The organism is Paraburkholderia sp. OAS925 (assembly GCF_040543975.1).
GTDB classification, from domain to species: Bacteria; Pseudomonadota; Gammaproteobacteria; order Burkholderiales; family Burkholderiaceae; genus Paraburkholderia; species Paraburkholderia graminis.
Genome location: NZ_JBEUNO010000002.1, coordinates 1,838,814 through 1,861,466, shown reverse-complemented (window position 1 = coordinate 1,861,466; position 22,653 = coordinate 1,838,814). Strand labels below are relative to the sequence as shown.

General features: G+C 61.4%; 23 protein-coding genes. 8 read left to right on the top strand and 15 right to left on the bottom strand.

Annotated features, from left to right (window positions below; genetic code table 11):
* Window positions 1–6: 6 nt before the first annotated feature.
* The 6 genes from ABIE53_RS27150 to ABIE53_RS27125 all read right to left on the bottom strand — a co-directional run bounded on the left by ABIE53_RS27150 (window position 7) and on the right by ABIE53_RS27125 (window position 7,044).
* On the bottom strand, window positions 7–1,212 hold the full coding sequence (locus ABIE53_RS27150) for an ABC transporter ATP-binding protein (RefSeq protein ID WP_192699197.1): 1,206 nt from the start codon (window positions 1,210–1,212) through the stop codon (window positions 7–9).
* A gap of 4 nt (window positions 1,213–1,216) precedes the next feature.
* Complete coding sequence (locus ABIE53_RS27145) at window positions 1,217–2,134, bottom strand: carbohydrate ABC transporter permease (RefSeq protein WP_192699198.1); 918 nt, start codon at window positions 2,132–2,134, stop codon at window positions 1,217–1,219.
* Window positions 2,134–3,084, bottom strand: a complete 951-nt coding sequence (locus tag ABIE53_RS27140) for a carbohydrate ABC transporter permease (protein WP_114157106.1) — start codon at window positions 3,082–3,084, stop codon at window positions 2,134–2,136. Before ABIE53_RS27140 ends, ABIE53_RS27145 begins: the two co-directional genes overlap by 1 nt.
* 7 nt (window positions 3,085–3,091) lie before the next feature.
* A complete protein-coding gene (locus tag ABIE53_RS27135) occupies window positions 3,092–4,330 on the bottom strand; it encodes an ABC transporter substrate-binding protein (protein WP_006046671.1) in 1,239 nt (412 codons plus the stop codon).
* Between the two features lie 89 nt (window positions 4,331–4,419).
* Window positions 4,420–5,814: a GH1 family beta-glucosidase gene (locus tag ABIE53_RS27130; RefSeq protein ID WP_192699199.1), complete on the bottom strand. Its 1,395-nt coding sequence runs from the start codon at window positions 5,812–5,814 to the stop codon at window positions 4,420–4,422.
* Between the two features lie 240 nt (window positions 5,815–6,054).
* Entirely contained in the window at window positions 6,055–7,044 is a 990-nt protein-coding gene (locus ABIE53_RS27125) for a LysR substrate-binding domain-containing protein (RefSeq protein ID WP_192699200.1), read from the bottom strand.
* A 75-nt stretch (window positions 7,045–7,119) separates the two neighbouring features.
* Here ABIE53_RS27125 and ABIE53_RS27120 point away from each other — a divergent pair, with 75 nt between their 5' ends.
* Together ABIE53_RS27120 and ABIE53_RS27115 are read left to right on the top strand one after the other, a co-directional pair.
* Window positions 7,120–7,518 (top strand): nuclear transport factor 2 family protein, encoded by a 399-nt coding sequence (locus tag ABIE53_RS27120; protein WP_192699201.1) that lies wholly within the window; start codon window positions 7,120–7,122, stop codon window positions 7,516–7,518.
* Between the two features lie 98 nt (window positions 7,519–7,616).
* Window positions 7,617–7,889, top strand: coding sequence for a hypothetical protein (locus ABIE53_RS27115; RefSeq protein WP_006046667.1), 273 nt, complete (start codon window positions 7,617–7,619; stop codon window positions 7,887–7,889).
* 76 nt (window positions 7,890–7,965) lie between these two features.
* Here the strand turns inward: ABIE53_RS27115 and ABIE53_RS27110 are convergent, their stop codons facing one another.
* Window positions 7,966–8,286, bottom strand: coding sequence for a hypothetical protein (locus ABIE53_RS27110; protein WP_029965897.1), 321 nt, complete (start codon window positions 8,284–8,286; stop codon window positions 7,966–7,968).
* A 619-nt stretch (window positions 8,287–8,905) separates the two neighbouring features.
* Between ABIE53_RS27110 and ABIE53_RS27105 the strand changes: the two genes are divergently transcribed.
* On the top strand, window positions 8,906–9,232 hold the full coding sequence (locus ABIE53_RS27105; protein ID WP_006046665.1) for an H-NS histone family protein: 327 nt from the start codon (window positions 8,906–8,908) through the stop codon (window positions 9,230–9,232).
* A gap of 28 nt (window positions 9,233–9,260) precedes the next feature.
* On the opposite strand, the gene ABIE53_RS27100 is transcribed toward ABIE53_RS27105, so the two are convergent.
* Together ABIE53_RS27100 and ABIE53_RS27095 are read right to left on the bottom strand one after the other, a co-directional pair.
* The gene (locus ABIE53_RS27100) at window positions 9,261–9,713 is read right to left on the bottom strand and encodes a low molecular weight phosphatase family protein (protein ID WP_244231069.1); all 453 of its coding nucleotides are present in this window, start codon (window positions 9,711–9,713) and stop codon (window positions 9,261–9,263) included.
* 205 nt (window positions 9,714–9,918) lie between these two features.
* Window positions 9,919–10,617 (bottom strand): J domain-containing protein, encoded by a 699-nt coding sequence (locus ABIE53_RS27095; protein ID WP_192699202.1) that lies wholly within the window; start codon window positions 10,615–10,617, stop codon window positions 9,919–9,921.
* A 446-nt stretch (window positions 10,618–11,063) separates the two neighbouring features.
* Here ABIE53_RS27095 and ABIE53_RS27090 point away from each other — a divergent pair, with 446 nt between their 5' ends.
* From ABIE53_RS27090 to ABIE53_RS27070, 5 genes are all read left to right on the top strand, one after another.
* Window positions 11,064–11,723: an NADPH-dependent FMN reductase gene (locus tag ABIE53_RS27090; RefSeq protein WP_006046662.1), complete on the top strand. Its 660-nt coding sequence runs from the start codon at window positions 11,064–11,066 to the stop codon at window positions 11,721–11,723.
* Between the two features lie 382 nt (window positions 11,724–12,105).
* A complete protein-coding gene (locus ABIE53_RS27085) occupies window positions 12,106–12,321 on the top strand; it encodes a hypothetical protein (RefSeq protein ID WP_029965901.1) in 216 nt (71 codons plus the stop codon).
* Window positions 12,322–12,472: 151 nt separating this feature from the next.
* Window positions 12,473–13,396: a hypothetical protein gene (locus ABIE53_RS27080; protein ID WP_029965902.1), complete on the top strand. Its 924-nt coding sequence runs from the start codon at window positions 12,473–12,475 to the stop codon at window positions 13,394–13,396.
* Between the two features lie 11 nt (window positions 13,397–13,407).
* Complete coding sequence (gene iaaH, locus ABIE53_RS27075) at window positions 13,408–14,862, top strand: indoleacetamide hydrolase (protein ID WP_192699203.1); 1,455 nt, start codon at window positions 13,408–13,410, stop codon at window positions 14,860–14,862.
* A 73-nt stretch (window positions 14,863–14,935) separates the two neighbouring features.
* The gene (locus tag ABIE53_RS27070) at window positions 14,936–15,724 is read left to right on the top strand and encodes a CDP-diacylglycerol diphosphatase (RefSeq protein WP_376916373.1); all 789 of its coding nucleotides are present in this window, start codon (window positions 14,936–14,938) and stop codon (window positions 15,722–15,724) included.
* Between the two features lie 43 nt (window positions 15,725–15,767).
* On the opposite strand, the gene ABIE53_RS27065 is transcribed toward ABIE53_RS27070, so the two are convergent.
* From ABIE53_RS27065 to ABIE53_RS27040, 6 genes are all read right to left on the bottom strand, one after another.
* Window positions 15,768–16,574 (bottom strand): MetQ/NlpA family lipoprotein, encoded by an 807-nt coding sequence (locus ABIE53_RS27065; protein WP_374710202.1) that lies wholly within the window; start codon window positions 16,572–16,574, stop codon window positions 15,768–15,770.
* Between the two features lie 14 nt (window positions 16,575–16,588).
* Window positions 16,589–17,662: a formylglycine-generating enzyme family protein gene (locus ABIE53_RS27060; protein WP_192699206.1), complete on the bottom strand. Its 1,074-nt coding sequence runs from the start codon at window positions 17,660–17,662 to the stop codon at window positions 16,589–16,591.
* A gap of 37 nt (window positions 17,663–17,699) precedes the next feature.
* On the bottom strand, window positions 17,700–19,670 hold the full coding sequence (locus tag ABIE53_RS27055; RefSeq protein ID WP_192699207.1) for an arylsulfatase: 1,971 nt from the start codon (window positions 19,668–19,670) through the stop codon (window positions 17,700–17,702).
* Window positions 19,671–19,802: 132 nt separating this feature from the next.
* Window positions 19,803–20,234 (bottom strand): hypothetical protein, encoded by a 432-nt coding sequence (locus ABIE53_RS27050; RefSeq protein WP_192699208.1) that lies wholly within the window; start codon window positions 20,232–20,234, stop codon window positions 19,803–19,805.
* Window positions 20,235–20,447: 213 nt separating this feature from the next.
* Window positions 20,448–21,632, bottom strand: a complete 1,185-nt coding sequence (locus tag ABIE53_RS27045) for a porin (RefSeq protein WP_502922749.1) — start codon at window positions 21,630–21,632, stop codon at window positions 20,448–20,450.
* A 46-nt stretch (window positions 21,633–21,678) separates the two neighbouring features.
* Entirely contained in the window at window positions 21,679–22,350 is a 672-nt protein-coding gene (locus tag ABIE53_RS27040) for a response regulator (protein ID WP_192699210.1), read from the bottom strand.
* Between the last annotated feature and the right edge of the window lie 303 nt (window positions 22,351–22,653).

The following is a 22,653-nucleotide window of genomic DNA, read 5'->3' as shown; positions in this document are numbered from 1 at the left end:
CCGGCGCTATAAACGCGCGCCGCCCGCTGCGTCGAAGAGCGAGACGTGTGTGCTGTCTAGCGAGAACGATACGGTGTCGCCCGGCATCAACGGCGCTTTGCTCTGATCGATCGACGCGATCTGCGCTCCATGATAGTCGAGCCAGACGACGCGGTGGTTGCCCATCGGCTCGACAAGCGAAACTTTCGCGCGCTCGCCGGCCTGCTCGCCGCTCTGCGTTGTGTGAATGCGCACGTCTTCCGCGCGAACACCGAGCACGCATGACTGAGGCTGCGCTCGTGCATCGCTACGCGGATTCGTGAACGCATATTTCGACACATCGAGCCGCCAGTGCGCAGTGCAAAAATGCAGCGCCCCGTCGGGCTGCTCGAGCGTACCGTCGACGAGATTCATCGCCGGTGTACCGAGAAACGTTGCAACGAACAGGTTGGCGGGCCGCGCATAGACTTCGGCGGGCGTGCCGAACTGCTGGATCGCGCCGCCGCGCATCACGGCCATGCGCGTGGCGAGCGTCATCGCCTCGACCTGATCGTGCGTCACGTAAATCATCGTTGCGCCGAGCCGCTGATGCAATTGCTTGAGTTCGCGGCGCAATTCGGTGCGCAGTTTCGCGTCGAGATTCGACAGTGGCTCGTCGAATAGAAACACGTCCGCTTCACGCACGATCGCGCGGCCAATCGCGACTCGCTGCCGTTGTCCGCCCGATAATTGCGCCGGCTTGCGCTTGAGCAGCGGTCCGAGTTGCAGCATCTCGGAAGCGCGCGCCACGCGCCGCGCGATCTCCGCCTTCGGCGTGCCGTTGATACGCAACGCAAACGACAGATTACGCTCGACGCTCATCGTCGGATACAACGCGTACGACTGGAATACGAGCGCAATGCGGCGATCTTTCGGATCGGCCCACGTCATGTCCTCGCCGGCAATTTCAATGCTGCCCTCGCTCACGTCGATCAGCCCCGCGATGCTGTGAAGCAGCGTCGATTTACCGCAGCCGGAAGGCCCGAGCAGCACGACGAATTCGCCCGCCTGAACGTCGAGATCGAGGTTTTCGATCACGGTATTCGCGCCGAGCCGGATAGTCAGATCGCGCACCGCGACGTTTGCGGCGTGCGCGACGTCCGCCGCACTCGCCACGCCCGGCGCCTCACTGTTGCGCGGCACGCTGCCCAGCGGACTGGTCAGCGCGTTTGTCTCTTTCGCCCCGTATGTCATCGCCCTATCCTTTGACCGCACCGGACGCAATGCCGCGCACGAACCAGCGGCCGGAGATGAAGTACACCGCGAGCGGCACCAGCGAAGTCAGAATGGTCGCCGCCATGTTGACGTTATAAAGCCGCTCGCCGGTCGTCGTATTGATGATGTTGTTCAGTTGCACCGTCATCGGCAAGTTTTTAGTGCCGGCAAACACGAGGCCGAGAATGAAGTCGTTCCAGATACCCGTCACCTGCATGATGATCGCCACGACAATGATCGGCGTCGACATAGGCAGCATCAACTGGATAAAGATACGCCAGAAACCGCCGCCGTCGATGCGCGCGGCCTTGAACAGTTCTTGCGGAATCGACGCGTAGTAGTTGCGAAACAGCAGCGTCATGACCGGCATGCCGAAGATCGTATGAATCACGACGATGCCCGGCAGCGAACTGAACAGATGCACGCTCGCCAGCACGCGCACAAGCGGATACACCATCACCTGAACCGGGATAAAGGCGCCCATCAGCAATACGCCGAACAGCACGCCGGCACCGCGCGGCCGCCAGAAAGACAATGCATAGCCGTTCACCGCGCCGATCGCGATAGAGAACACCGTGCTCGGCACGACGATACGCACGGAGTTCCAGAAGCCGACTTGAATACCGTTGCAATCGAGACCGGTACATGCGGACTGCCACGCGGCGCTCCATGCTTGCAGCGTGAAATGCGTGGGAAAAGCGAGCAGATTGCCGAGGCGGATTTCGCTCATCGGTTTAACCGACGTCACGAGCATCACATAAAGCGGCAGTAGAAAGAACAGCGCGGCGGTGAGCAAAAATGCGTACACGCCGACGCGCGCCGGCGTGAGCGCCGCGCGGCGCCGGTGCTTCGGCATGGGTCGCGGCGTGCCGCTCTTCAGTGCAGAGCCGGGCGTGTTCATCACACCTCCTTGCGTAATGCCGCACGGCTGCGCGCATAGAAGAACGGCGCGAGAATCGCGAGCACGGTCGCGAGCAAGACGATCGACGCCGCCGACGCGAGACCGATATTCGCGCGACCGAACAGATAGTCCATGATGAACTTCGCCGGTACTTCGCTCGCGGTGCCGGGGCCGCCTTGCGTCATCGCGACGACGGCGTCGTAGAGCTTCACGACCATCACGAACAGCAGCACGAAGGCGGTCGAGATCGACGGCCCGAGCATGGGTACGACGATGCTTGCATAGACCCGCCAGCGCGGAATGCCGTCGATACGCGCGGCTTTCCACAACTCGTCGTCGATGCCGCGCAAGCCCGCGAGCAGCAAAGCCATCACGAGTCCGGAAGCCTGCCACACGGTGGCAATGACGATCGTATAGATCGCCCAGTCCTGATCGACGATCCAGTCGAAGCGCGCATGCACGAAACCCAGCTTGTGCAGCACGGCCTGCGCGCCGAGTTGCGGATTCAGAATCCATTGCCAGACGAGACCTGTCGCAACGAACGACATCGCGTAAGGATATAAAAACACCGTGCGCAATGCGCCTTCCGCGACCACGCGTTGATCGATAAAGATCGCGAGCAGCAAGCCGATCACCATGCACGCGACAATAAAGCACGCGCCGTAAATCACGATGTTTTGCAGCGACAACAACCAGCGGCCGTTGTTGAAAAGCCTCGCGTATTGCGTGAGGCCCGCGAAGTCGCCGGACGGAAACGTGCGCGAGTTGCTGAGCGACACGCGCGCGGTCCAGATCATCGTGCCGAGATAGGCGAACACGACGGTCAGCGCCATCGGCAGCAATGCAAGCCATGCTGCCAACGAAAAGCGCCTTTTTAGCGGCTTTTTCGCGGGGTTTTTACGCAATCCCGAACGCGAGCGCGACGACGCATGCAGCTTGAGCGCGTGCATGTCGAGCCTAGCTCTTGAGCGCGCTTGCGAACGCCTTTTGCGCGTCGTCGACCGACTGGTTTTTATTCCAGAAGTTAGTGACGACGTCGATCAGCGCGCCTTGCATATCCGGCGACAACAGCATTTCCGGATTCGGCAACTGGCGCGACTTGTCCTTCATGATCGCAATGCCCTCCTTCGCGCAGATGTCGAGCGTGCCCGCGTCCACGTCGGGGCGAATCGGAATCGAGCCTTTCCTTGCGCTGAATGCGACTTGCGCGGACGGCGAGGTCATCACCGTGGCCAGAAGATTTTGCGCTTTCACCGTGGCGGCGTTATCGCTTTTCGGAAATACGAATACGTCGCCGGCGACGAGATACGGCGAATGCGGACCGAAGCCGGGGAAACAGCCGAATTCCTTACCCGCGCTCTGCTTCGCCGCGGAGAACTCGCCCTTCGCCCAATCGCCCATGATCTGCACGCCGGCCTTGCCGGAAATGACCAGTGCCGTCGCATCGTTCCAGTTGCGGCCGGGCGAACCGGGGTCGACGAAATCGTGCAGGCGCTTGAATGCAACCAGTACTTTTTTAAACGCGTCGGACTTCACCGCATTGGCGTCGTGATCGCGATACACCTTCAGGTAGAGGTCGGGACCGCCTACATCGGCGAGCACGGCGTCGAATGTGATCTTTTCCTGCCAGGGCTGGCCGCCGAACGCGAGTGGAATGATGCCTGCGGCTTTGAGCTTGCCGAGATCGGCAATGAACTCGTCATAGTTTTGCGGCTCGGCGGTAATGCCGGCTTTCTGGAATGCGGGCTTCGAGTAGAAGAACCACGCGGGCATATGAATGTCGACCGGCGCCGCATAGTAATGGCCTTTTACTTTGATGCTGTCGAGTATCGATTGCGGGAATACGCCGTTCCAGTTTTCTTTTGCGGCGACGTCGTCGACATTGTTGAGCAGTCCCTGATCGATCAGATCATGAAACTGCTTCGACGTATTGAACTGCGCGGCCGTGGGTGGATCGCCGCCGACAATGCGGTTGATCGCCGTGGAGCGCGCCTGGTCCGCGCCCGCGACCGCGTTATCGACCCACTGGCCGCCGGCTTTGTTATACGCATCGGCGAACTGGCGAATCGCGGCTGACTCGCCGCCCGAGGTCCACCAGTGAATCACATTCGCCTTCAAAGGCTCGGCGTGCGCGACGATGCCATACAACGCGAGTGCTGCAACCATCGCCCGCAAGACCGTTTTTCTGCTGTTCATTCCGTCTCCTCCAAAGGCTCACGCCCGTGTTCCAGGTCGACATGCAAACCAGCTTTCGTTGCCTATATGTGTTGCTTCAGACGCGTTGCTTATATACGTAGATTCCGTTCCTTGCGCTCTTTCAGGAAGCGCGACACCAGTTCGGCACTCTGCTTTATCGTGCGCTTCTGCGTCGCGTAATCGACATGCACGATGCCGAAGCGGCGCTCGTATCCGAATGCCCACTCGAAGTTGTCCATCAGCGACCACAAGAAATAACCGCGTATGTCGACGCCCGCCTTGATGGCTTCGTCGACGGCCGCAAGATGGCGCTTCAGAAACGAAATGCGTTGTGTGTCGTCCACGCGGCCGTCGATCACTTTATCGTCGGAGGCCATGCCGTTTTCGGTGATATAGACCGGCGGCAAGTTCGCATACTCGCGCCTGAAGCTGATCAGCAGATCGCGCAAACCGTCGGGATACACTTCCCAGCCCATCTGTGTACGCTCGACGCCTTGCAGCGGCACGTCCTTGAAGCCGTGAGCACCATCGCTCGCGACATTCGTGCGGAAGTAATAGTTGATGCCGAGAAAATCGAGCGGCGCGGAAATGGTCTGCATGTCGCCATCGAGTATCAATGGCTCGGTGCCTGGCCACAGTTCGAAAAGCGCCTGCGGATACGTGCCTTTTAGCAATGGATCGAGAATCCACGCATTGTGCTGAACCTCGAATAGATGCGCGGCGCGGCGATCGTCGGCACTATCGCTATTCGGCGTGCCGCGCCCGATGTTCGCGACAATGCCCTTTTGCGAAGCCGGATCGTTCGCGCTCAATACAGGTACGGCGAGACCGTGCGCGAGCAGCAGATGATGCATCGCCTGCGTGGCAAAGCGCGCGTTGGCAAGACCCGGCGCATGGTGGCCATTTCCATAGCCGAGATACGCGGAACACCAGGGCTCGTTGAGCGTCGCCCATGCATCGACGGTGCCGGCCAGTTCGCGGCTCATCAAATCCGCGTAATCGGCGAAACGGTACGCGGTTTCGCGATTCAGCCACCCGCCGCGATCTTCCAGATGCTGTGGCAAATCCCAGTGATAAAGCGTGACGAACGTCGTGATGCCCTTCTCTTTCAGACGCGTCAGCAGACGCTTGTAGAAGTCGAGTCCCTGGCGATTGGGCGTGCCGTCCAGATGCATCACGCGCGGCCACGCGATCGACAATCTATAGCCTTCGAGCCCGAGCCCCGCGAGCATGTCGACATCCGCTTCCCAACGATGATAGTGATCGCAGGCCACTTCGCCGCTGTCGCCGGCAAGCACCTTGCCGGGCGTCGCGCAGAAGGTGTCCCATATCGAAGGCAGGCGGCCGTCTTCTTTGACGGCGCCTTCGATCTGATACGAGGCAGTGGCCGCGCCTAATAGAAAGTTCTCGCGCCACAAAGTCGAGTCGGCGGGCGGCGTGAACGGATCGGCGGATGAATGAGAGGAAAGTGCGTCGTGTGCCACGGATTCTCCATGCAAGCGAGTTGCTCGGCTGAACTGACTGAACCGGGTACGGCAATGACGAAAAGCGACAGCGTTGGACGTCGAAAGACCCGAGACTGGAAGCGCTTCCACACAAGCGCCCGCGAACAATATCAGTGGGCTCTTTGGCGCAGCAATCAGGGTTTGTCTGGAGGGGCGCTGGCACGCGCGCTTAATGCATGTGCGATGCATGTGCAATGCATCGCGACGCGTGGCAATGCATTAAAGCGGAAGCTTTGCGCGCGTGGTCAAAGACGAAGACGGTATCGATTGTTCTTCTTCCGCCATCGTCACGAGAACATCGGCAAGCGCGCGAATCTTGTGCTGCGGCGCGCGTTGCGACGGATAGACGAGAAAGTAGCCGAGGCCGTTGCGCGCGACGTGATCGAAGGGCGTGACGAGCACCCCGGCTTCGATTCGGTCTCTTGCCATCCGCGTATCGCCGATAGCGACACCGTGCCCTTGCGCGGCGGCGGTGAGTGTCAACTCCAGTGTGTCGAGAACCAGTCCCTTGTCGGGATCGACATCTTTAGCAAGCGCACTATCGAGCCAGCATCGCCATTCGTCATGACTGGGTCCGGGATGCAGCAACGTGATGCGCGCGAGGTCGGCTAAACATGTCAGCGATGCGGCCACCTCCGGCGTACACATTGGAGTCAGCGTCTCTGCAAACAAAGGTATCGCATTCAGGCCGGCCCACTGTCCGCTGCCGCGCACGACAATCGCGTCGATGTCGGGCGTAGTGAATTCCGGCGTGTCGTCGGATGAAGTCGAGATGCGCAACTCGATTCCCTTGAGCGCGCTATTGATCTCGGAGAGCCGCGGCAGCAGCCATCGAATCGCAAACGTCGACGGTAGCCGCAGCGTGAGAACCGCGCCCGTTGCAGCGTGTAGATCGGCATGCTCGACGAGCCGCGCAAGTACATCGACTGCGACGGCCTGCAGCGCCTGTCCCTCGGCGGTCAGTGTCAGCCCCGACGCATGGCGCACGAAAAGCGCGCAGCGATAGTGCGCTTCCAGTTGCTGAATCTGGCGACTCACCGCGCCTTGCGTGCGGCACAGATGATCCGCGGCTTTGCTGATGCTGCCGAAATGCCCGGCCGCCACGAATGACTGCAATGCCGCGAGTGGCGGCAAGCGGCGCGTGAGGTCGGCAAGCGGATATGCGAGCGCGGCATACCCGGCTTGCAAATTTTTCGATGGTTCGGTCATCGGTGCATCGCTATGGTGTCGATACCGGATGCCCGTTTGTTCAGACGGGTCGGATTGCCAATAAGGAGGACGATCGTGAATTCATCGTCGAAAGAACTATACACGGAGCAGATTCGTACTTACCTCGCAGCGCTGGAACGCGGCGACGTCGGCGCGATTTGCGCATTGTTCACACCGGACGCGCAAATCTTCTCGCCGTTTCTCGGCTGGATGAAGCCGGCGCCGTTCTTTGCAAAGGTCAATGCGGCGTCTGGCAAAAGCACGATCACACCTATCGACATTTGCGTGAGTGCGACTGGATCTCCGCGCGCGACGGGTTACTTCATCTACGACTGGGGACTGAAAGACGGTTCGGCGGTGCGCTTTGAATGCGTCGATGTATTCGAATTCGATGAGAACGCAATCATCGAACGGATGATCATCGTCTACGACACCTATCCGATTCGCAGCACGGTCGGCGATAAATACGCGTAGAGGAAAGACGCACTAGACACGCTAACGCGCTGGGCATGGTGCTTGCTGACGGGAAACCACATCCAACGTACTCATTGCTCGATTAGAGGACATTGAACATGGTGAACAACCGCCCTTGCACCGCGACCTGCGTTATCGACGGCATGCCGGTTACTCTGACTTTCTATCCTGATAGCGGCATACTGCGAATCGCCGATCCGTCGGGCGCGTGCATCAAGGAAACGCGGTGGCACGCGTCGTGGCGCTCGCTGCTGGACGAGTTCCGCCGCTTCGGCGAGCGCGCGGCGATGCAAGGGCCGGGCGTGGAGGCAATGGTGAGCCGCATCGTCGACAGCACCGATCACTCGACGACGCAATCCGCTTTGGCATAAAAGAACCGCGAGGCAGCGGCGTCGAAACCCGCTGCCTCATGCACTGCTTCGAATAGCAACGCCGAGCGCCTTTATTTCACTGGCCAAAGTAAATAGTGCATTGCGGGCCGCCGGAGCAGCGCATATTTTGCCGGCTGCCGGCTTCTGAGTGCCCTGCCGCGACGCCTCCATAGGAAACGTTTTGCGTCGGCTGCGAAGCGCCTCCGGTGGGCTCGCTCAACGACATGTCGGTCGTGGCCTGTGCCGATTCGTTCGCATGGTTCATCAGCCTTTCGCTGGCGGGCGTCGCCGTCGATGTCCCAACGCCAGGCTCGCTCGTCATGTCGCCTGCGCTCGCGGCGCGCGGCGCGAGAAAAAGAAGAGCGCTCACAAACACCATCAGTAATCGTAGTTTCATGTCCAGACTCCTTGAATCCGGCGCAGCAGTGTCGTCCCTCCTCGAGAATCGATCCGTGTAAAAAGCCAGCGTGGCCAAGCCTGGGACCAACGAAAAACCAGTTGTGACGCGGGCCTGCTGCATGGACTCGTCGAATGAAACGGATAGCGAGTCGCCCGCACCTGGCGGCCGGCGTACCTGCGCCTACGATGATTGGCGCTCGGACGCCGCAGCCGGAAAAACACGGATTGTCCTCTCCGCTATTTCTTTTATAGTTCGGCCGGCGCGGAATTCAATCCGGCGACGCGGAACCGGTGAACGATCCCGGTTGCGCAGCCGGCAGTCCCAGTCGACGCTTAAATGCGAGAAAATCAGTTCAAACGGTGCGTGCATTACGCTCGCAGTGCGTTATGATGACGACATAACCACAAGACTGGCCCCGCACATGCACCGTTGCGAAACGGAGCGTGCACATGAGACGGCCGCCCAATGTCAGTGCATCGCCCCCATCGTTTTTTCCAATTTCGATTAATGACCTCACCGCGGACGGACGCCATTTAAATGGACTCCAATCTTTCGCGGGTTTTCCTCGCAATCTGCATTTGACAGAACGCTGACGCTTTAGAAGGACGAATATCTTATGGACGAAAGGAAGCGAGATAGCATGATTGCGTATCTCCGCCATCGCATGGAAGAGTTTGGCATCAAGCCGGAAGACCTTGCCGCCGTGCTGGCATCCGAACCGGTCGCGGAAAAGAACGCACGCTACCGCAGCGCGACGGGAGACAGTTGGGACGGCCAGGGCGAAATGCCTCAATGGTTGAAGCAGGCCATTAGCGCAGGACAATCTATCGACCACTTTGAATTATCGGCGCCGCCCGCGCCCACGCCGCAGCCGAAAAAACGCGTCGACTGGAAAAACGACCCGTTCGCAGGCAGTCCGCTCGCGCGCTCGAACGAACACTAAGCGGCAAGCGCCGCGCTAACGCGGCACATCACAGGTTGGCAAACTGGCCGGTGCACGAGTGCTTGCACTGCGTCGCGGCGTCGCTCGCTCTGGGCACGGCATACTGCGGCGCGTCGATAAAGGCGCTCAACTGACGCACGATTTGCCAGAACACCTTGTCGAATAAACGAGCCCGTTCGGGTTCGGTGACGTCGTCCGCGAGCGGATTGGCGAGATTCCATTGAGAAAGCGCGGGACTGCCGGGAAAGACCGGCGCATGCGGCGCAGCGACGCCCGAGTCGAGCGCGACGACGAAATCCATGCGCGGCGCCCATTCGCCGGTGAATTCAAGCCAGCTTTTCGGGCATAGCACGCCGAGGTCGGAAACGCCCGGCCGCAATTGCGTTATCGCAAGCGGATGCACTCGCGCGGCCGGTTCCGGGCCCGCGCTGAAAGCCTCGAACCGGTGTCCGGCCAGTTCCCGCAACAAAGCTTCGGCCATGATGCTGCGTGCTGAATTCTCTCGGCAGAGAAACAGCACTTTATATTTCTTGGTCACGCTTACCCCGTACCGTGTTTTTAGTCTCTTGTATGTGCGATTGTGCCCGCAGAGTCTTGCGCCCCCGTGACACTACGATGTCTTTATTCCGCGCGCTACGGGAATTTGCCCCTGGAGCGGGCGGATCAAGAAACCGCCGACCGGATGATCAGAAGCGCAGCCCGTTGAGGAACTGGAACCAGAGACTGGACAAGCCACCGGCTGTATCGGCTTCTTTCGCCGTTTCTTTAGCAGGTTCTTTAGCGGTCTCTTTTGCGGCACGCGCGCGACGACCGGCAGTGTCTTCCGCGCCGGCGCCCATCGTGGCCGATTCCGGCGAGCCGGCGGCACTTGCGTGCGAGGCGGCATCCGCCGCTTCCGCGGCCTCTGTAGAAGCATTATTGGCCGCCGCCTCGCGCCTCGAAGCGTGCAAGGCGGCCACACTGTCGGCAATCTGCGCGGCGCGCCCCGCCTCGCATTGACGTCCGAGCAATACGCCGAACACGACATCGCGGTTGTGGCCTTCGTCGGCAAAACGCATGGCGAGCGACACGATCTCGGCGTACGCGGCCTCGTCCGCGGCACGCGCCGCCGCCTCGCGCTCCGCCTGCGCCTGTTGATGGCGCGCGCGCTGCGCTTCCCATTCGCGCATCTGCTCGGTGTACACGGCGTCGTAAATCTTGCGCTGCGCCGCGTCGGAGAGGATCGCGTAGGCGTCCCTGATCTCCTGAAACGTGGCGCGCGCAACTTCCTCGGAACCCGCGTTGCGGTCCGGATGCCACTTCATCGCGGCCTTGCGGTACGCGCGTTTGATCTCTTCGTCGGTGGCGTGCATGGGCACGCCGAGCGTGTCATAGAGAGTTGCCATTTGCGTGCTGGACCTTGCCGGGTATCGTGTCGCGGATCATCGTAGCACGCGATAAACGGCGCGATCGTGAAGCGGCGCGCATGCGCCTGACTGCAGAACGCGCCAATAGAGCCCACGAAAAATGCCAAAAAAAAGGCCTCGCCAGCAATGTGGCGAGGCCGAGTCCCATGTCAAGGAGTGTCATGGAGGAGACGCTTCGATCATAGCGGCCTGCCCGCTCCAACCTAAACAATTGTTCGCCATATGCTTATCGGCGCGGCATGGTCGGCGATCGCGGCATCGCGGCCATCGCGGCATGCACGTCGCGGTTATATCGTTAGAACAAAAAGTCGCTTCGTGCTGCGCGCCCCGCTGATTAAGATGGTGCTTCATAGTCCGGTTCGCCCCGGCGCGCTTGTGCGCAACCCGCGCGAAGCGCCGTGAGCCGCTACCGAAGGAGCATTTCGTTGACCAGTTTCGATCATCACCGCCGCCCGCTCGTCGTCGGCATTGGCGGCACGACCCGCGCAGCTTCGTCGACCGAACGCGCACTCGGCTTTGCGCTGCGCGGCGCGGAAGCCGCGGGCGCCAGGACCCGGCTCTTTGGCGGCACGTTTCTGCATAGCCTGCCGCACTATGCGCCCGAACACAGCGAACGCACCGACGAACAGCTCGAACTGATCGAAGCCGTGCGCCACGCCGACGCGCTGATCATCGCGACGCCGGGCTATCACGGCGGCGTCTCCGGTCTCGTCAAAAACGCGCTCGACACGCTCGAGGAACTGCGCGCCGACGAGCGTCCGTATCTCGACGGCCGTGCGGTTGGCTGCATCGTCACGGCTTATGGCTGGCAAGCGGCGGGTTCGGTGCTGACCTCGCTGCGCTCGATCGTCCACGCGTTGCGCGGCTGGCCGACGCCGTTCGGCGCGGGCATCAACACGCTCGAGACGCGCTTCGATAGTGTCGATACCTGCTCCGACGCGAAGGTCGTCGACCAGCTCGCCACCGTCGGCCAGCAAGCCGCGCAATTCGCGCTTGCGTTCACCGCTCATCGTGCGCCAGGTCCGAGCGCATCGGGCGTTCCGGTTCAGCAAGCACAGTCCGCGCGTCTGCTGCATGCGGTTTAAAGCTCGGGCTCGAAGTCCCCGTTAGAAAGTTATCGTTTACAGCGCCCCTCGTTTCGCGTCGTCTCGCTACGCGAAACCAGGGGCGCCTGCATTCGTGCGCATGGTGCAGATCATGTGGACCGTGCGGCACATAACAGACTCATCGGCCGCCTGGCGCCATAGTGTCTGCGAACCCACCAAACGCGCCGTTATCCGGTGTTCCGAAGAGCGTTGCGGAACTCCCCTGATTTGCTTGCGAAGAATGATTGGTTCACGGGCCCTTCAGTGCGGCCTACGCTTGAGCCAGCCCGCAGACTCATCCGCCGCCTGATGCAAACGCGCATGCCACGCGTCATCTGTACCGGCTTCCTGTAAAAACGCGGGCATATCCACTGCCACGATCATGAATTCACACATCCGCTATAAAGGCTACGAAGTTGCGCCGGCCGCGCAGCGTTTGCCCAATGGGCTGTTCGCCGCCAACCTGACCATCGAAAAAGCCAGCGCAAGCCACGGCCCGGCCTATTGTTTCGACGCGCTCGACTATTTCTTCGACGAAGAACATGCGCTCGCCTATGCATTCCGCTGGGGACGCATGTGGGTCGATAATCACCAGTGAGTTATTCGCAGTGACCCATCGGCAGTACCCCAACGCCAATGAGGCGGCATCCACGCTGACGCGCGCCCGCGATCGTGCACCGTAGACGCCGCGTTGCGGGGCAATGTGACAGAATAGGCGACACATCGAGTTCGCTCTCTGTACGCTTGCCATGTCCGACACATTGACAGATGTAGCCGAAGACCCCAGCCTGCGCCACTGGACATTCACGGGCACTGCCCGCGTGAAGATCGGATCGGAGGCGCACAAGCACATGTTCTGCCGCATGCTGCTGGAGACTCACGATCCCTACAAACCCGCCGTGATCGACTGGCCGGCGCTGCCGCCCGACGCGCTCGCGCGGCTCTGCTCGCTGCCGATCTGGGACATCGCCGTGCAAACGGAAGGCCGCGCGTCGATCAACGTTCACACTTACGCCGCGCAATTGCAGGACCCGCTGCTGCGCGAAGCCATCACGATGGACGGCGACGAAGAAGCCCGTCACAAGCGCGTGCTCGCGAAGCTGATTGCGGCCTACGGCATCGAGATCGCGCCCGAGCCGAATTATCCGGCGCCGCGCGATCCCGAATGGGCGTGGATGCGCACAGGCTACAGCGAGTGCATCGACAGTTTCTTTGCGTTTGGCCTGTTTCGCGCCGCGCAGCAATCCGGCTATTTTCCAGAAGCGCTCGTCGAGACTTTCGAGCCCGTGATTCAGGAAGAAGCGCGTCACATTCTGTTTTTCGTCAACTGGGTTGCATGGCATCGACGTAACATGCCGCTATGGCGCAGGCCGTGGCACGCATTGCGTGTGGCCGCGATCTGGGTCGTGCTGATCTGGGATCGCGTGGCGATTGCGAGAGGCATCGACGCAAACGGCGTGGCACGCGATTCGAATTTTCTGCCCGCGAACAGCAGCGTGATCGGCAAGGGGCTGGACACGCCCGAACTCATCGAGCTATGTCTCGCGGAAAACGAGCGCCGCATGAGCGGCTACGACGTGCGGCTGCTGCGTCCGCGACTCGTGCCCGCGCTTGCCAGATTCGCGCTGCGCTTTTTTATCCGACGTTCGCGCGGCCCGGACACTGAACCATAAGGAGAACGGCCATGACATGGACCGTCGATGAACAGCTCGCGTTGAGCGCAACCAAAGCCGTCGCCGCGATCCAGTCGGGCCGGCTCAATGCAACCGATTATGTCGCGACGTTGCTCGCGCGCGCGGCCGCACTTCAGACGCTCAACGCGCTGACCGTGATCGATCTCGACGGCGCGCTCGCCGCGGCACGGCGCATCGACGCGCTGCCCGCCGAAGCAAAAGCGCAACTGCCGCTTGCCGGCCTGCCGATCGTCGTGAAGGACAACATCAATACGATAGGGTTGCCGACCTCGGCGGGCACACCGGCTCTCGCAGGCTTCGTGCCGCAGACCAATGCGCGTTCGGTGCAACGGCTTCTCGATGCGGGCGCAATCATTCTGGGCAAGGCCAACATGCACGAACTCGCGTTCGGCATCACGAGCAGCAACCTCGCGACGCATGCGGGCCCTGTGCGCAATCCGTACGATCCTGCGCTGATTCCGGGCGGCTCGTCGGGCGGCACTGCGGCGGCGATTGCCGCGCGGATCGTGCCCGCGGGACTCGGCACCGATACCGGCGGCTCGACGCGCATTCCCGCTGCGTTGACGGGCACCGCGGGCTTTCGTCCGTCAGTCGGCAATGGCGGCGCCGAGCGGCGCTATGACGACGCGTACGGCGTCGTGCCGATCAGCCACACGCGCGATACGGTCGGTCCGATGGCGCGCAGCGCAGCCGACATCGCATTGCTCGACGGCGTGATTACCGGCGCCGGTCCGCTGCCCGCCGTCGCGCTGAACGGCTTGCGCATCGGCTTGCCCGCGCCGTTGTGGGCAGGACTCGAACGACAGGTTGAGGACGTCGCGCGCGCGGCGCTCAAAAAGCTCGAAGCAGCAGGCGTCGTATTTGTACCGGTCGCGATGAGCGAACTCGCGGATCTCAACGGCATGGTCGGCGGACCGATCGCGATTCATGAAGCGCGCGTCGACCTGCAAGCGTGGCTCGCGGCCAATCAGGCGCCGGTGCAAACCGTTGCGGAGATCGCGGCCCGCATCGCGAGTCCGGACGTGCGCGCGATCTACGACGAAGTGCTCGCCGGCACGCTCGACTCGCACTATGAGGCAGCGCTCAATCACTGGCGGCCGCTGTTGCAGGCTTATATCGCCGCCACTTTCGCCGACGAGCGTCTCGACGCGCTGCTGTTTCCGACCACGCGGTTGGCCGCTGTGCAGATCGACGAGATCAACGGTTCGTCGACGGTGTCGATAGACGGCGCGCCGCCCATCGACACGATGGAAGCCTTCTTGCGCAACACCGATCCTGCGAGCACATCCGGCATTCCTGGCTTGTCGTTGCCTGCGGGAATCAGCGCGCAAGGCTTGCCCGTCGGCCTCGAAATCGACGGGCCGCTCGGCAGCGACCGGCGCCTGCTCGCCATCGGCGTTGCAATCGAACAGATACTCGGCGAAATACCGCCGCCCGTGTTATAGACCCGACACAAGATGCCGCTAAAAAAAGCTCTGATTCACGCGCCGACCGACACACTGGCGAATCCGCAATCCGTTGTTCAATCTCATCACCCGCAGTCCTGCAAATCGCGGCGCGCGCCATGTCAGGCGAGCCGCGGCGCTGCTTGGCATAGCGCTTGCCGCCGCGGGCTGCGCGCGTCTCGCGGCCATCGATTCCAACGCGTTATGGAAGATCGTCGATATTCGCTGCGTGCCGGCAGAACAGGCGACCGGCACGCCGGGTCAATGCACGGCGGTGAACCTCGAGAAACGCTACGCGATCCTAAAGGATATTGTCGGACGCTCGCAGTATTTGCTGATTCCGACGGATCACGTGAGCGGTATTGAAAGTCCGCAGGTGCTCGCGCCGCATGCGCCAAGCTATTGGGCCGACGCGTGGGCCGCGCGGAGCTACGTGAACGGCGCCGTCAAACGGCAACTGTCCGATAATCAGTTAGGGCTCGAAATCAATTCGCAATTTCGCCGCACGCAGAACCAGTTGCATATTCACATCGACTGCATGCGCGCCGATATCAGCGACGCACTCGCGCGGCACGCGAAAGACGCGCCCGGCACATGGCATTGGGACACGCTCGACGGCGACCGATACCGGATCATGCGCGTGACCGCGCTGACCGGCGCGAGCGATCCGTTTCGCCTCGTCTCGCTTGACAACCCGGACTCCGACGCAATGGCGATGCAAACCATCCTCGTGACGGGCGCGGGGGCGTCCGCGGAGAAAGACGGCTGGCTGGTCGTGAACAGCGGCCTCGATGCGGATAACGGCAGCGGTTCAGCCGAGGGCTTGCTCGATCATGCGTGCCGTGTGGCGGACGCGTCGTAGCCGTCTCAAGTGTTGCTGTTGCGGCATATGAGCACGCACGCCATCACCAGGGCCGGCGCACCGAATCCTGATAGTGCGTGAGAATGAAATGCGCGACGTCGTCCGAGTGATACGCGGCCACCAGTTGCGCGACCCACGGCTGGCCGCGATCGGCGTCGCGCACGGTCAGCACGCCGGCATAGGGCGAGCGCGCGTCTTCCATGCCGATGCTGTCGCGCGCCGGATAGAGTCCCGCCCGCTGCGCCCTCGCACTGTCGATCACGACAACGGCCGCATCGTTCAGCGCCGTTACGAGCCGCTCGCGCGGCAGCGCGCGCAGCTTCAGATTGAGGCGGTTGGCAGTCACATCGCGCAGCGTCGCGTGAAGACCGGCGCGGTCGTTGAAAGTCAGCAGCGTGTAGTTTTGCAGCAGGATCAGCGCGCGTGCCATACCGTCGCGATCGGCGGGAATCACGATGGACGCGCCTCGCTGAATCTGCGTGAGGCTCGTCAGCTTGCGCGAATAAAGCGCCATCGGCAACGTGACGGTTGTTGCTACTTCAGAGAGCGCGTAGCCGTGTTTGTCGCGTGACGCTGAGAAGGCAGGACCGTCCTCGAAGCTCGCGGCGTCGATCCGATGCGCGGCGAGCGCGGCATCGATCCGCGCACCGTCGTCGAATGTCACGACGTCGATGTCGAGTCCACGCGACGTCGCGATGCGCCGCACTTCGGCCATGATTTCAGCGTGCGTGCCGCGCGTTACACCGACTTTGACGGCGGCTTTGATATCGCTGTTTCTTGCTTCAGGCTGCACGCCATACGCGGCGATTGCCGCCCCGCCGAGCAATGCGGCAGCGATCGTGGCACGCATATAACCTCGCAGTGTCATCCGTCGACATCCCGCAAGAGAGTTCTGAAGCCGATATGCGACGCCGGCAGATCCGCTTCCTGCTGTTCACGCGACGAGGCGCGATAGCGCACGCAGTAATCGCGCGAGCAGAGGAACGAGCCGCCCTTGATGACCATCGGCGTGTCGTGCCTGCGCGTGGACGGCGCGACCGCCGCGGTATCGCCGTTCGTATGCGGCTGATGCGCGCCGGTGTAGACGTCCTTGGTCCACTCCCATGCATTGCCGATCATGTCGTACAGCTTGAAGCCGTTCGCCGCGTAGCAGCCGACGGGCGCGAGACCCACATGCCCGTCGTCGTTCGTATTGAGCACGGGGAATACGCCTTGCCAGTAGTTCGCGGCGGGCTTGCCCTGTGCATTGCGCGGCGCCGTGTCGAGATCGGCGCCTTCGTTGCCGCCCTTCGCCGCGTATTCCCATTCGGCTTCCGTCGGCAGATCGCGGCCGAGCCACCGTGCGTACGCCAATGCATCGGCTTGCGTGACGAGCGTCACGGGCTGGCTCATCAGACGGTCGATGCCGCTGCCCTCGCCTTGCGGATGCCGCCACGACGCGCCCTTCACCCACGTCCACCATGCGAGGTCGCGTGCGTCCATTTCCGCGCGCGTCGGCGAGTGGAATACGGCTGCGCCGCCCTGCTTTTCCGCGTCGGTGACGTAGCCTGTCGCGTTGACGAAAGCGGCGAACTGCGCGTTCGTTACGTCCGTCTGATCGATCCAGAAGCCGCCGACGCGCGTGCGGCCGTCGCCCGCCGGGCGTTCGTCCTGATAGCCGCGCGTGCTGCCGAGCACGAATGTGCCGCCATGCAGATGCACCATGCCGGCCTTCGGATCGTCACGCCATCCGGCGGGTAAGCCGGCGTAGCGCTCGCACTGTGTTTCGGAGCCGAGCGGCGCGAGCGAACGCGCGCGGTTCAGCTCGTCGAAACCGCTGGTTCTTGCAGGCCACGCTGCCGCCACCGCGAAAGCCGCGCCGAAGGCCGCAATGAAGACCGCGACGAAGAGGCCGCCAAATGCAGCAAGTGTTCTTGCTCGGATGCGCGTCCTACTCATGATGCTGTGCCCGACATGATTGCACTCACGCGCTCGCTCAGTAGTAGCCGCGCGGCCGCAACGGTTCGACACCGCCCACGCCGGACATGTAGGCATTCCACTGCTGCACGAGTCCGTCGATGATCGAAGGATTCTGCGCGGCCACGTCCGTCGTTTCGCCGCGATCCGAGGTCATGTCGTAAAGCTGCCAGTGACCATCCACGGGACCGAGCGGCGGCTCCGTCCACAAGGCTTTCCACTTGCCGTCCGCGCTGCGCAGATAGCCGCGGCCGTACGCTTCATCGCCGAACGATGCCGTGTGCACGTCCGCATTCGACTGATCGGTCAGGACAGGCAGCAACGATTGCCCGGTGATGGGATACACATAGCGGTTGTTGTAAATCACCTTGCCCTTGTTCTGATCGACGCCTGTCAGCGAGTTGATCAGCGCAGGCGCGGGCTGCGTCGGCGGCGTGACGCCCGCGACGGCAAGGAACGTCGCCGTGTTGTCGGTGACGTGCGTAAAGACGCGCAATGCCGGCTTCTGCGTGGTCTGGCCAGGCAGGCGCACGATCAGCGGCGTCGATACTCCGCCTTCCCCGGAATAGCCCTTCGTCAGACGGAACGGCGTTGCGCTGACTTCCGCCCAGCGCAAGCCGTATTGCAGACGCCGCGCGTTCTGCAGCCCGTTGTCGGTGCCGAGCGTCGAATAGACAGGCTCCGCGGCATTCGCCGTATCGGTCGCGCGCGGGTCCGCGCCGGAATCGATCGGCCAGCCTTCGGCGCCGTTATCCGACTGGAACATGATGAACGTGTTGTCGTATTCGCCGATGTCTTTCAAATGCTGGATCAACAAGCCGATGTTGTGGTCGAGGTTCTCGACCATGCCGGCATAGATCTCCATATAGCGCGCCTGCGCTTTCTTTTCATCCGCGGAAAGGCTTGCCCATGACTTGTTCACAAAGCCCGGACCATAGTCGGAATACCCTTGCGCTGCACTATGAACGGCGCTCACGTATTTCGCGTTGGTGGTGCCGTTATTCGCGCTGGCCGGCGTCGCCGTCAGCGTTTCTGCGGCACCCGCGTAGGGATTGAAGTCGGCGGGAATAATGCCGAGTGCTTTTTGCCGAGCGATGCGCGCCGCGCGAATGACGTCGTAGCCGGCGTCGTACTTACCGGCATAGTTGTGCAGATACGGTTCCGGCACCTGCAAAGGCCAATGCGGAGACGTGTACGCGGCATAGGCAAAGAACGGCTTGCCGTCTTTTCGATTTGAATCGATGTAGGAAATAAGCCTTTGCGTGTAGAAGTCCGTCGAATAGAACACGGCCGGATTGCCGCCCGCGCCGCCGGGCTGACCCGGCTGTCCGGGCTGCACGTACTGCCCGTCTTCCGTATAGTTCTTCGAGCCCGCGGGCTCATGCGCGAAGTGATTGGTCGCCGCGCCGCCGAGCAGCGCATAGCTATGCTCGAAGCCCCATTGGTCGGGCGTCTGTCCGCTGCCCGTTGCACTGCCGGCAATGCCCGAGCCGATATGCCACTTGCCCGCCATGTACGTGTGATAGCCCGCGTCCTTCAGCAGTTGCGCGACCGATAACGCGCGGTCGTTCAGATAGCCTTCGTAGCCTGGCAGACCTTTGCGTTCATCGGTCGGCACGCCCATGGTGCCTTCGCCGACCAGATGGTGATCGGTGCCGGAAATAAGCATCGCACGCGTGATCGCGCAAACGGTGCCCGTATGGTGGTTCGTGAGAATGCGCCCGGATTGCACGAGCGCATCGAGATTCGGCGTATTGATTTCGCCGCCGAACGCGTGAATATCCGAGTAGCCCAGGTCGTCCGCCATGATGTAGAGAATGTTCGGGCGCTTCGCGGCGACAGGCGCGGAAACCGGCGGCGTGGGAGACACACCGTCCGAACAGGCAGAGAGCGCGATGACGCTGGCAATGACACCGGCAACGGCCGCACCGACTGCCCGCAGCCTGGAAACGGTTGGGAACGTGGATCGCTGCGACCTGGAACTCTGCATTGTTATATGACCGTGGTTGTCCGAGCCCGAAATGGTAGCAACCGGCCATTTGCCGCCCAACCAAGGTTTACTGAAAAGCAAGCGAGTTTCCGTGCTAAGGGATTGCCGCGTGTTTCGCGGCCTGGCGCGCGATCAATGATAGGTCGTCGTGGACGACTGCAGTTTCGTCAACACGCCGCGCTGAAAACGGAACCAGCCTTGCGAGCCTTGCATCACGACCTCGTCGCCTTGCCAGAACACGCGCTTGACCGTCATGCGTACACCGACGCGCTGCACCTGCGGCGGACGACGCCGGAAGTCGTACAGCACCGGGCCGGAGTCGGTTTGCACAAGCATGCGCGTGAGCGTGTCGTTTGCGCTGCTTACGTCGTCGAAATGCGCGAGAGTATTTGCGGCAAAGCGATCGAGAACTTCTCTATCAAGCAGTACGGTGAAATCGCGGCCGTCGTGCGCGAATTGCAGTTTTCCAGCGGGTGTATCGAGCGGGCCTGGGTCGTTGCTTTGTGCATGAGCAGCGGTGGCGAGAGAGACGGCCGCTAATGCGGCAACGAACAGTCGTTTCATGTTGTCTTTTAGTTAGGCAAGATGTGCGGACGGTGGAGTGTGAGTCGCGATTTGTTTATTCGCTTACCACCGCCATCATACCTTTCTGAAAGACCACGCCTGTTTACGCGATCGATGCGTGTCGACGTTTCTTCATCTCTTCATGCGAAGGGCAAAGGAAGCGGCGAACGGACTTATCCGCCGCTTCGTGCTTCCTGCTTCCTGCTTCGTGCATCAAAAGCGAGTGCGGACGCCTGTCGTCAGTTCAAGCTGATTCGACGCACCGAACGTGCTGCCGACCGTATAGCCGCCATGCAGCTTCATGTAGTCGCCGGCAAGGTACACCTCGGTACGCTTGGACAGGTGATAGAACCCGGACCAGTAGAGCGTCTCCTTGTAGCCGTTGTGCAGACCGGAAGTCGGATCGAACGCGCCAATGTTCGCGTTCGGAATATTGCCGTCGGCGTTATACGCTGCATTCTTCACGCGCATCTGCTGATAGCCGAGTTCGTAATCGAACGGGCCTTTCGGCGCCAGCTTGAGCGATACGGTCCACGCGTTGTCCTGACGCTGACCCAGCGCGCCCTGGTTGCCCAGGTAGCGGAAATAGCCGGCGTTGGCGCGCAGAATTCCAAATGTATAGTTTCCACCAACAGAATACGACTGGTTCGTGATGCCCGCGCGATTCACATGGCTATAGAACGCGGACACGTTGAACGGGCCGCCGTTGTAGCCCAGTGCCGCCTGATAATTGGAGTTCGAGCCGAAGCTCGTCGAATTGCCGAACGCGTAGCCCGCGCTCGCGAAGATGCCGTTATTGAAGAGTTTTTTCCACGCAACGCCGTTGTTATAGCGCGTACCCGTCGCGCTGCCCGCATAAAAGATCATCTGCTTGAAGTTGTTGGCATTCGTCCAGCCGCCCTCCTCGGTAGTGAGGCGCGCACTGCCGTACGGGTCGCCATAAATGGCGGCTGCATCGCGAGCAATGGTGTTCTGAAAACCCGCCGTGATCTTGCCGAAGCTGTCGTTCTCGATACCGACCCACGCGTCGCGGTCGAAGATCTGACCCGGATCTTCCATCTCGCCGTTAGCTACCACGTATTCGCTTTCGAGCCGGAAGATGATCTTCGAGCCGCCGCCAATATCTTCCGCACCCTTCAAGCCCCAACGGCTGCCGCTGAACCACGGCTCGCCATCGATACCCATGCCGATGACGTGCGCGCCGTTCGCATTGGCATGCGACTGATAGGTCGGCACGCTCAGGTCCATCAATCCATAAAGCTGCACGCTGGACTGAGCGTGAGCGCCGGTTGCCCCGCAAGCACCGGCTGCGACCGCGAGAGTCAGGTATCGTTTCTTCAAGTTCGTCTCCTCAAGTTGCTGCGTTGAAAATCTGATTGTTCTGGTCGTGATTTGGATAACTAAGCAGATTTGCCGATATTTCGGATTACGGCGCTTGCGACTATTAGAAATGCTTCGCGCGGAGAATGTAGCCGAGACCTCGCAGCGTCATGATCTGCGCACTCGACCTGGCGAGATGCTTGCGCAAACGGTGAATGTAGATGTCGATGGCGTCCGCGCTTGGCTCGTCGTCCAGGCTGAAAACGCTTTCCATCAGCACGGACTTCGACACTGTCTTGCCTTGCCTCAGCATCAATGTTTCGAGGACGGTATGCTCGCGGCGCCGCAGCGCGAGGCGCTCGTCGTTATGAAAGAACTCCCTTGTATCGGAGATGTATTGCAAGTCGCCACAGGTGAGGCACGACGACATGCCGCCCGATTGCCGGCGAATCAGCGCCTTGATACGCGCGACGAGCTCGCGCACATCGAATGGCTTGACCACGTAGTCGTCGGCGCCTGCGTTGAAGCAATCCACTTTGTCGTCGGTCGAACCATGCGCGGTCAGCATGATGACCGGCACCGTGTCGCCGCGGCGGCGCAATCTTGCGAGCACTTCTTTGCCGTCCATTCGCGGCAGCCGAAGATCGAGCACGACGACGTCGTAGTGTTGCGTCGTCAGCATGGTGTCCGCGCACTCGCCGTTAGGAACGCAATCCACCGCGAAATTAGCGAGGCGCAGAAGATTGACGGTCCAGTGTGCAAGCTCGCTGTTGTCTTCAACCAGTAGTAGCTTCATCGGACCTTCCATTGATTAGTCGACCAGAAGGCGCTCGCCATATCGCGTGAGTTTCTTTCAGAAAGTCGCGCTCCCGCGTCACGCAGACAGCATGCTGTAAGCGGACGACTGCTTGCATCCTGTGGTGCCGGTTCTCAACGTAGCCTCGTCGTACTGCTTCGCTCCGCCTCGTTGCAATCACGCCGCGATTATGGGAGGGCAAATCCTTCTCTCCGCTTTCATGGCGACCCGTTTTCCTTAGGGGAAATCCATGATGCATAGTGAAGCAATTGCACAATTCGCGATTGCGCGGCGACTTTTTGA

What these genes read in the sequence shown, in the direction of transcription:
- ABIE53_RS27140 (WP_114157106.1), bottom strand. Translation starts at nt 3,084, where the DNA reads ATGCACGCGCTCAAGCTGCATGCGTCGTCGCGCTCGCGTTCGGGATTG.
- ABIE53_RS27110 (WP_029965897.1), bottom strand. Translation starts at nt 8,286, where the DNA reads ATGAAACTACGATTACTGATGGTGTTTGTGAGCGCTCTTCTTTTTCTC.
- ABIE53_RS27055 (WP_192699207.1), bottom strand. Translation starts at nt 19,670, where the DNA reads ATGCAGAGTTCCAGGTCGCAGCGATCCACGTTCCCAACCGTTTCCAGG.
- ABIE53_RS27125 (WP_192699200.1), bottom strand. Translation starts at nt 7,044, where the DNA reads ATGACCGAACCATCGAAAAATTTGCAAGCCGGGTATGCCGCGCTCGCA.
- ABIE53_RS27145 (WP_192699198.1), bottom strand. Translation starts at nt 2,134, where the DNA reads ATGAACACGCCCGGCTCTGCACTGAAGAGCGGCACGCCGCGACCCATG.
- ABIE53_RS27065 (WP_374710202.1), bottom strand. Translation starts at nt 16,574, where the DNA reads ATGCGTGCCACGATCGCTGCCGCATTGCTCGGCGGGGCGGCAATCGCC.
- ABIE53_RS27080 (WP_029965902.1), top strand. Translation starts at nt 12,473, where the DNA reads ATGTCCGACACATTGACAGATGTAGCCGAAGACCCCAGCCTGCGCCAC.
- ABIE53_RS27100 (WP_244231069.1), bottom strand. Translation starts at nt 9,713, where the DNA reads ATGGCCGAAGCTTTGTTGCGGGAACTGGCCGGACACCGGTTCGAGGCT.
- ABIE53_RS27105 (WP_006046665.1), top strand. Translation starts at nt 8,906, where the DNA reads ATGGACGAAAGGAAGCGAGATAGCATGATTGCGTATCTCCGCCATCGC.
- ABIE53_RS27150 (WP_192699197.1), bottom strand. Translation starts at nt 1,212, where the DNA reads ATGACATACGGGGCGAAAGAGACAAACGCGCTGACCAGTCCGCTGGGC.
- ABIE53_RS27060 (WP_192699206.1), bottom strand. Translation starts at nt 17,662, where the DNA reads ATGAGTAGGACGCGCATCCGAGCAAGAACACTTGCTGCATTTGGCGGC.
- iaaH (WP_192699203.1), top strand. Translation starts at nt 13,408, where the DNA reads ATGACATGGACCGTCGATGAACAGCTCGCGTTGAGCGCAACCAAAGCC.
- ABIE53_RS27085 (WP_029965901.1), top strand. Translation starts at nt 12,106, where the DNA reads ATGAATTCACACATCCGCTATAAAGGCTACGAAGTTGCGCCGGCCGCG.
- ABIE53_RS27040 (WP_192699210.1), bottom strand. Translation starts at nt 22,350, where the DNA reads ATGAAGCTACTACTGGTTGAAGACAACAGCGAGCTTGCACACTGGACC.
- ABIE53_RS27115 (WP_006046667.1), top strand. Translation starts at nt 7,617, where the DNA reads ATGGTGAACAACCGCCCTTGCACCGCGACCTGCGTTATCGACGGCATG.
- ABIE53_RS27095 (WP_192699202.1), bottom strand. Translation starts at nt 10,617, where the DNA reads ATGGCAACTCTCTATGACACGCTCGGCGTGCCCATGCACGCCACCGAC.
- ABIE53_RS27050 (WP_192699208.1), bottom strand. Translation starts at nt 20,234, where the DNA reads ATGAAACGACTGTTCGTTGCCGCATTAGCGGCCGTCTCTCTCGCCACC.
- ABIE53_RS27135 (WP_006046671.1), bottom strand. Translation starts at nt 4,330, where the DNA reads ATGAACAGCAGAAAAACGGTCTTGCGGGCGATGGTTGCAGCACTCGCG.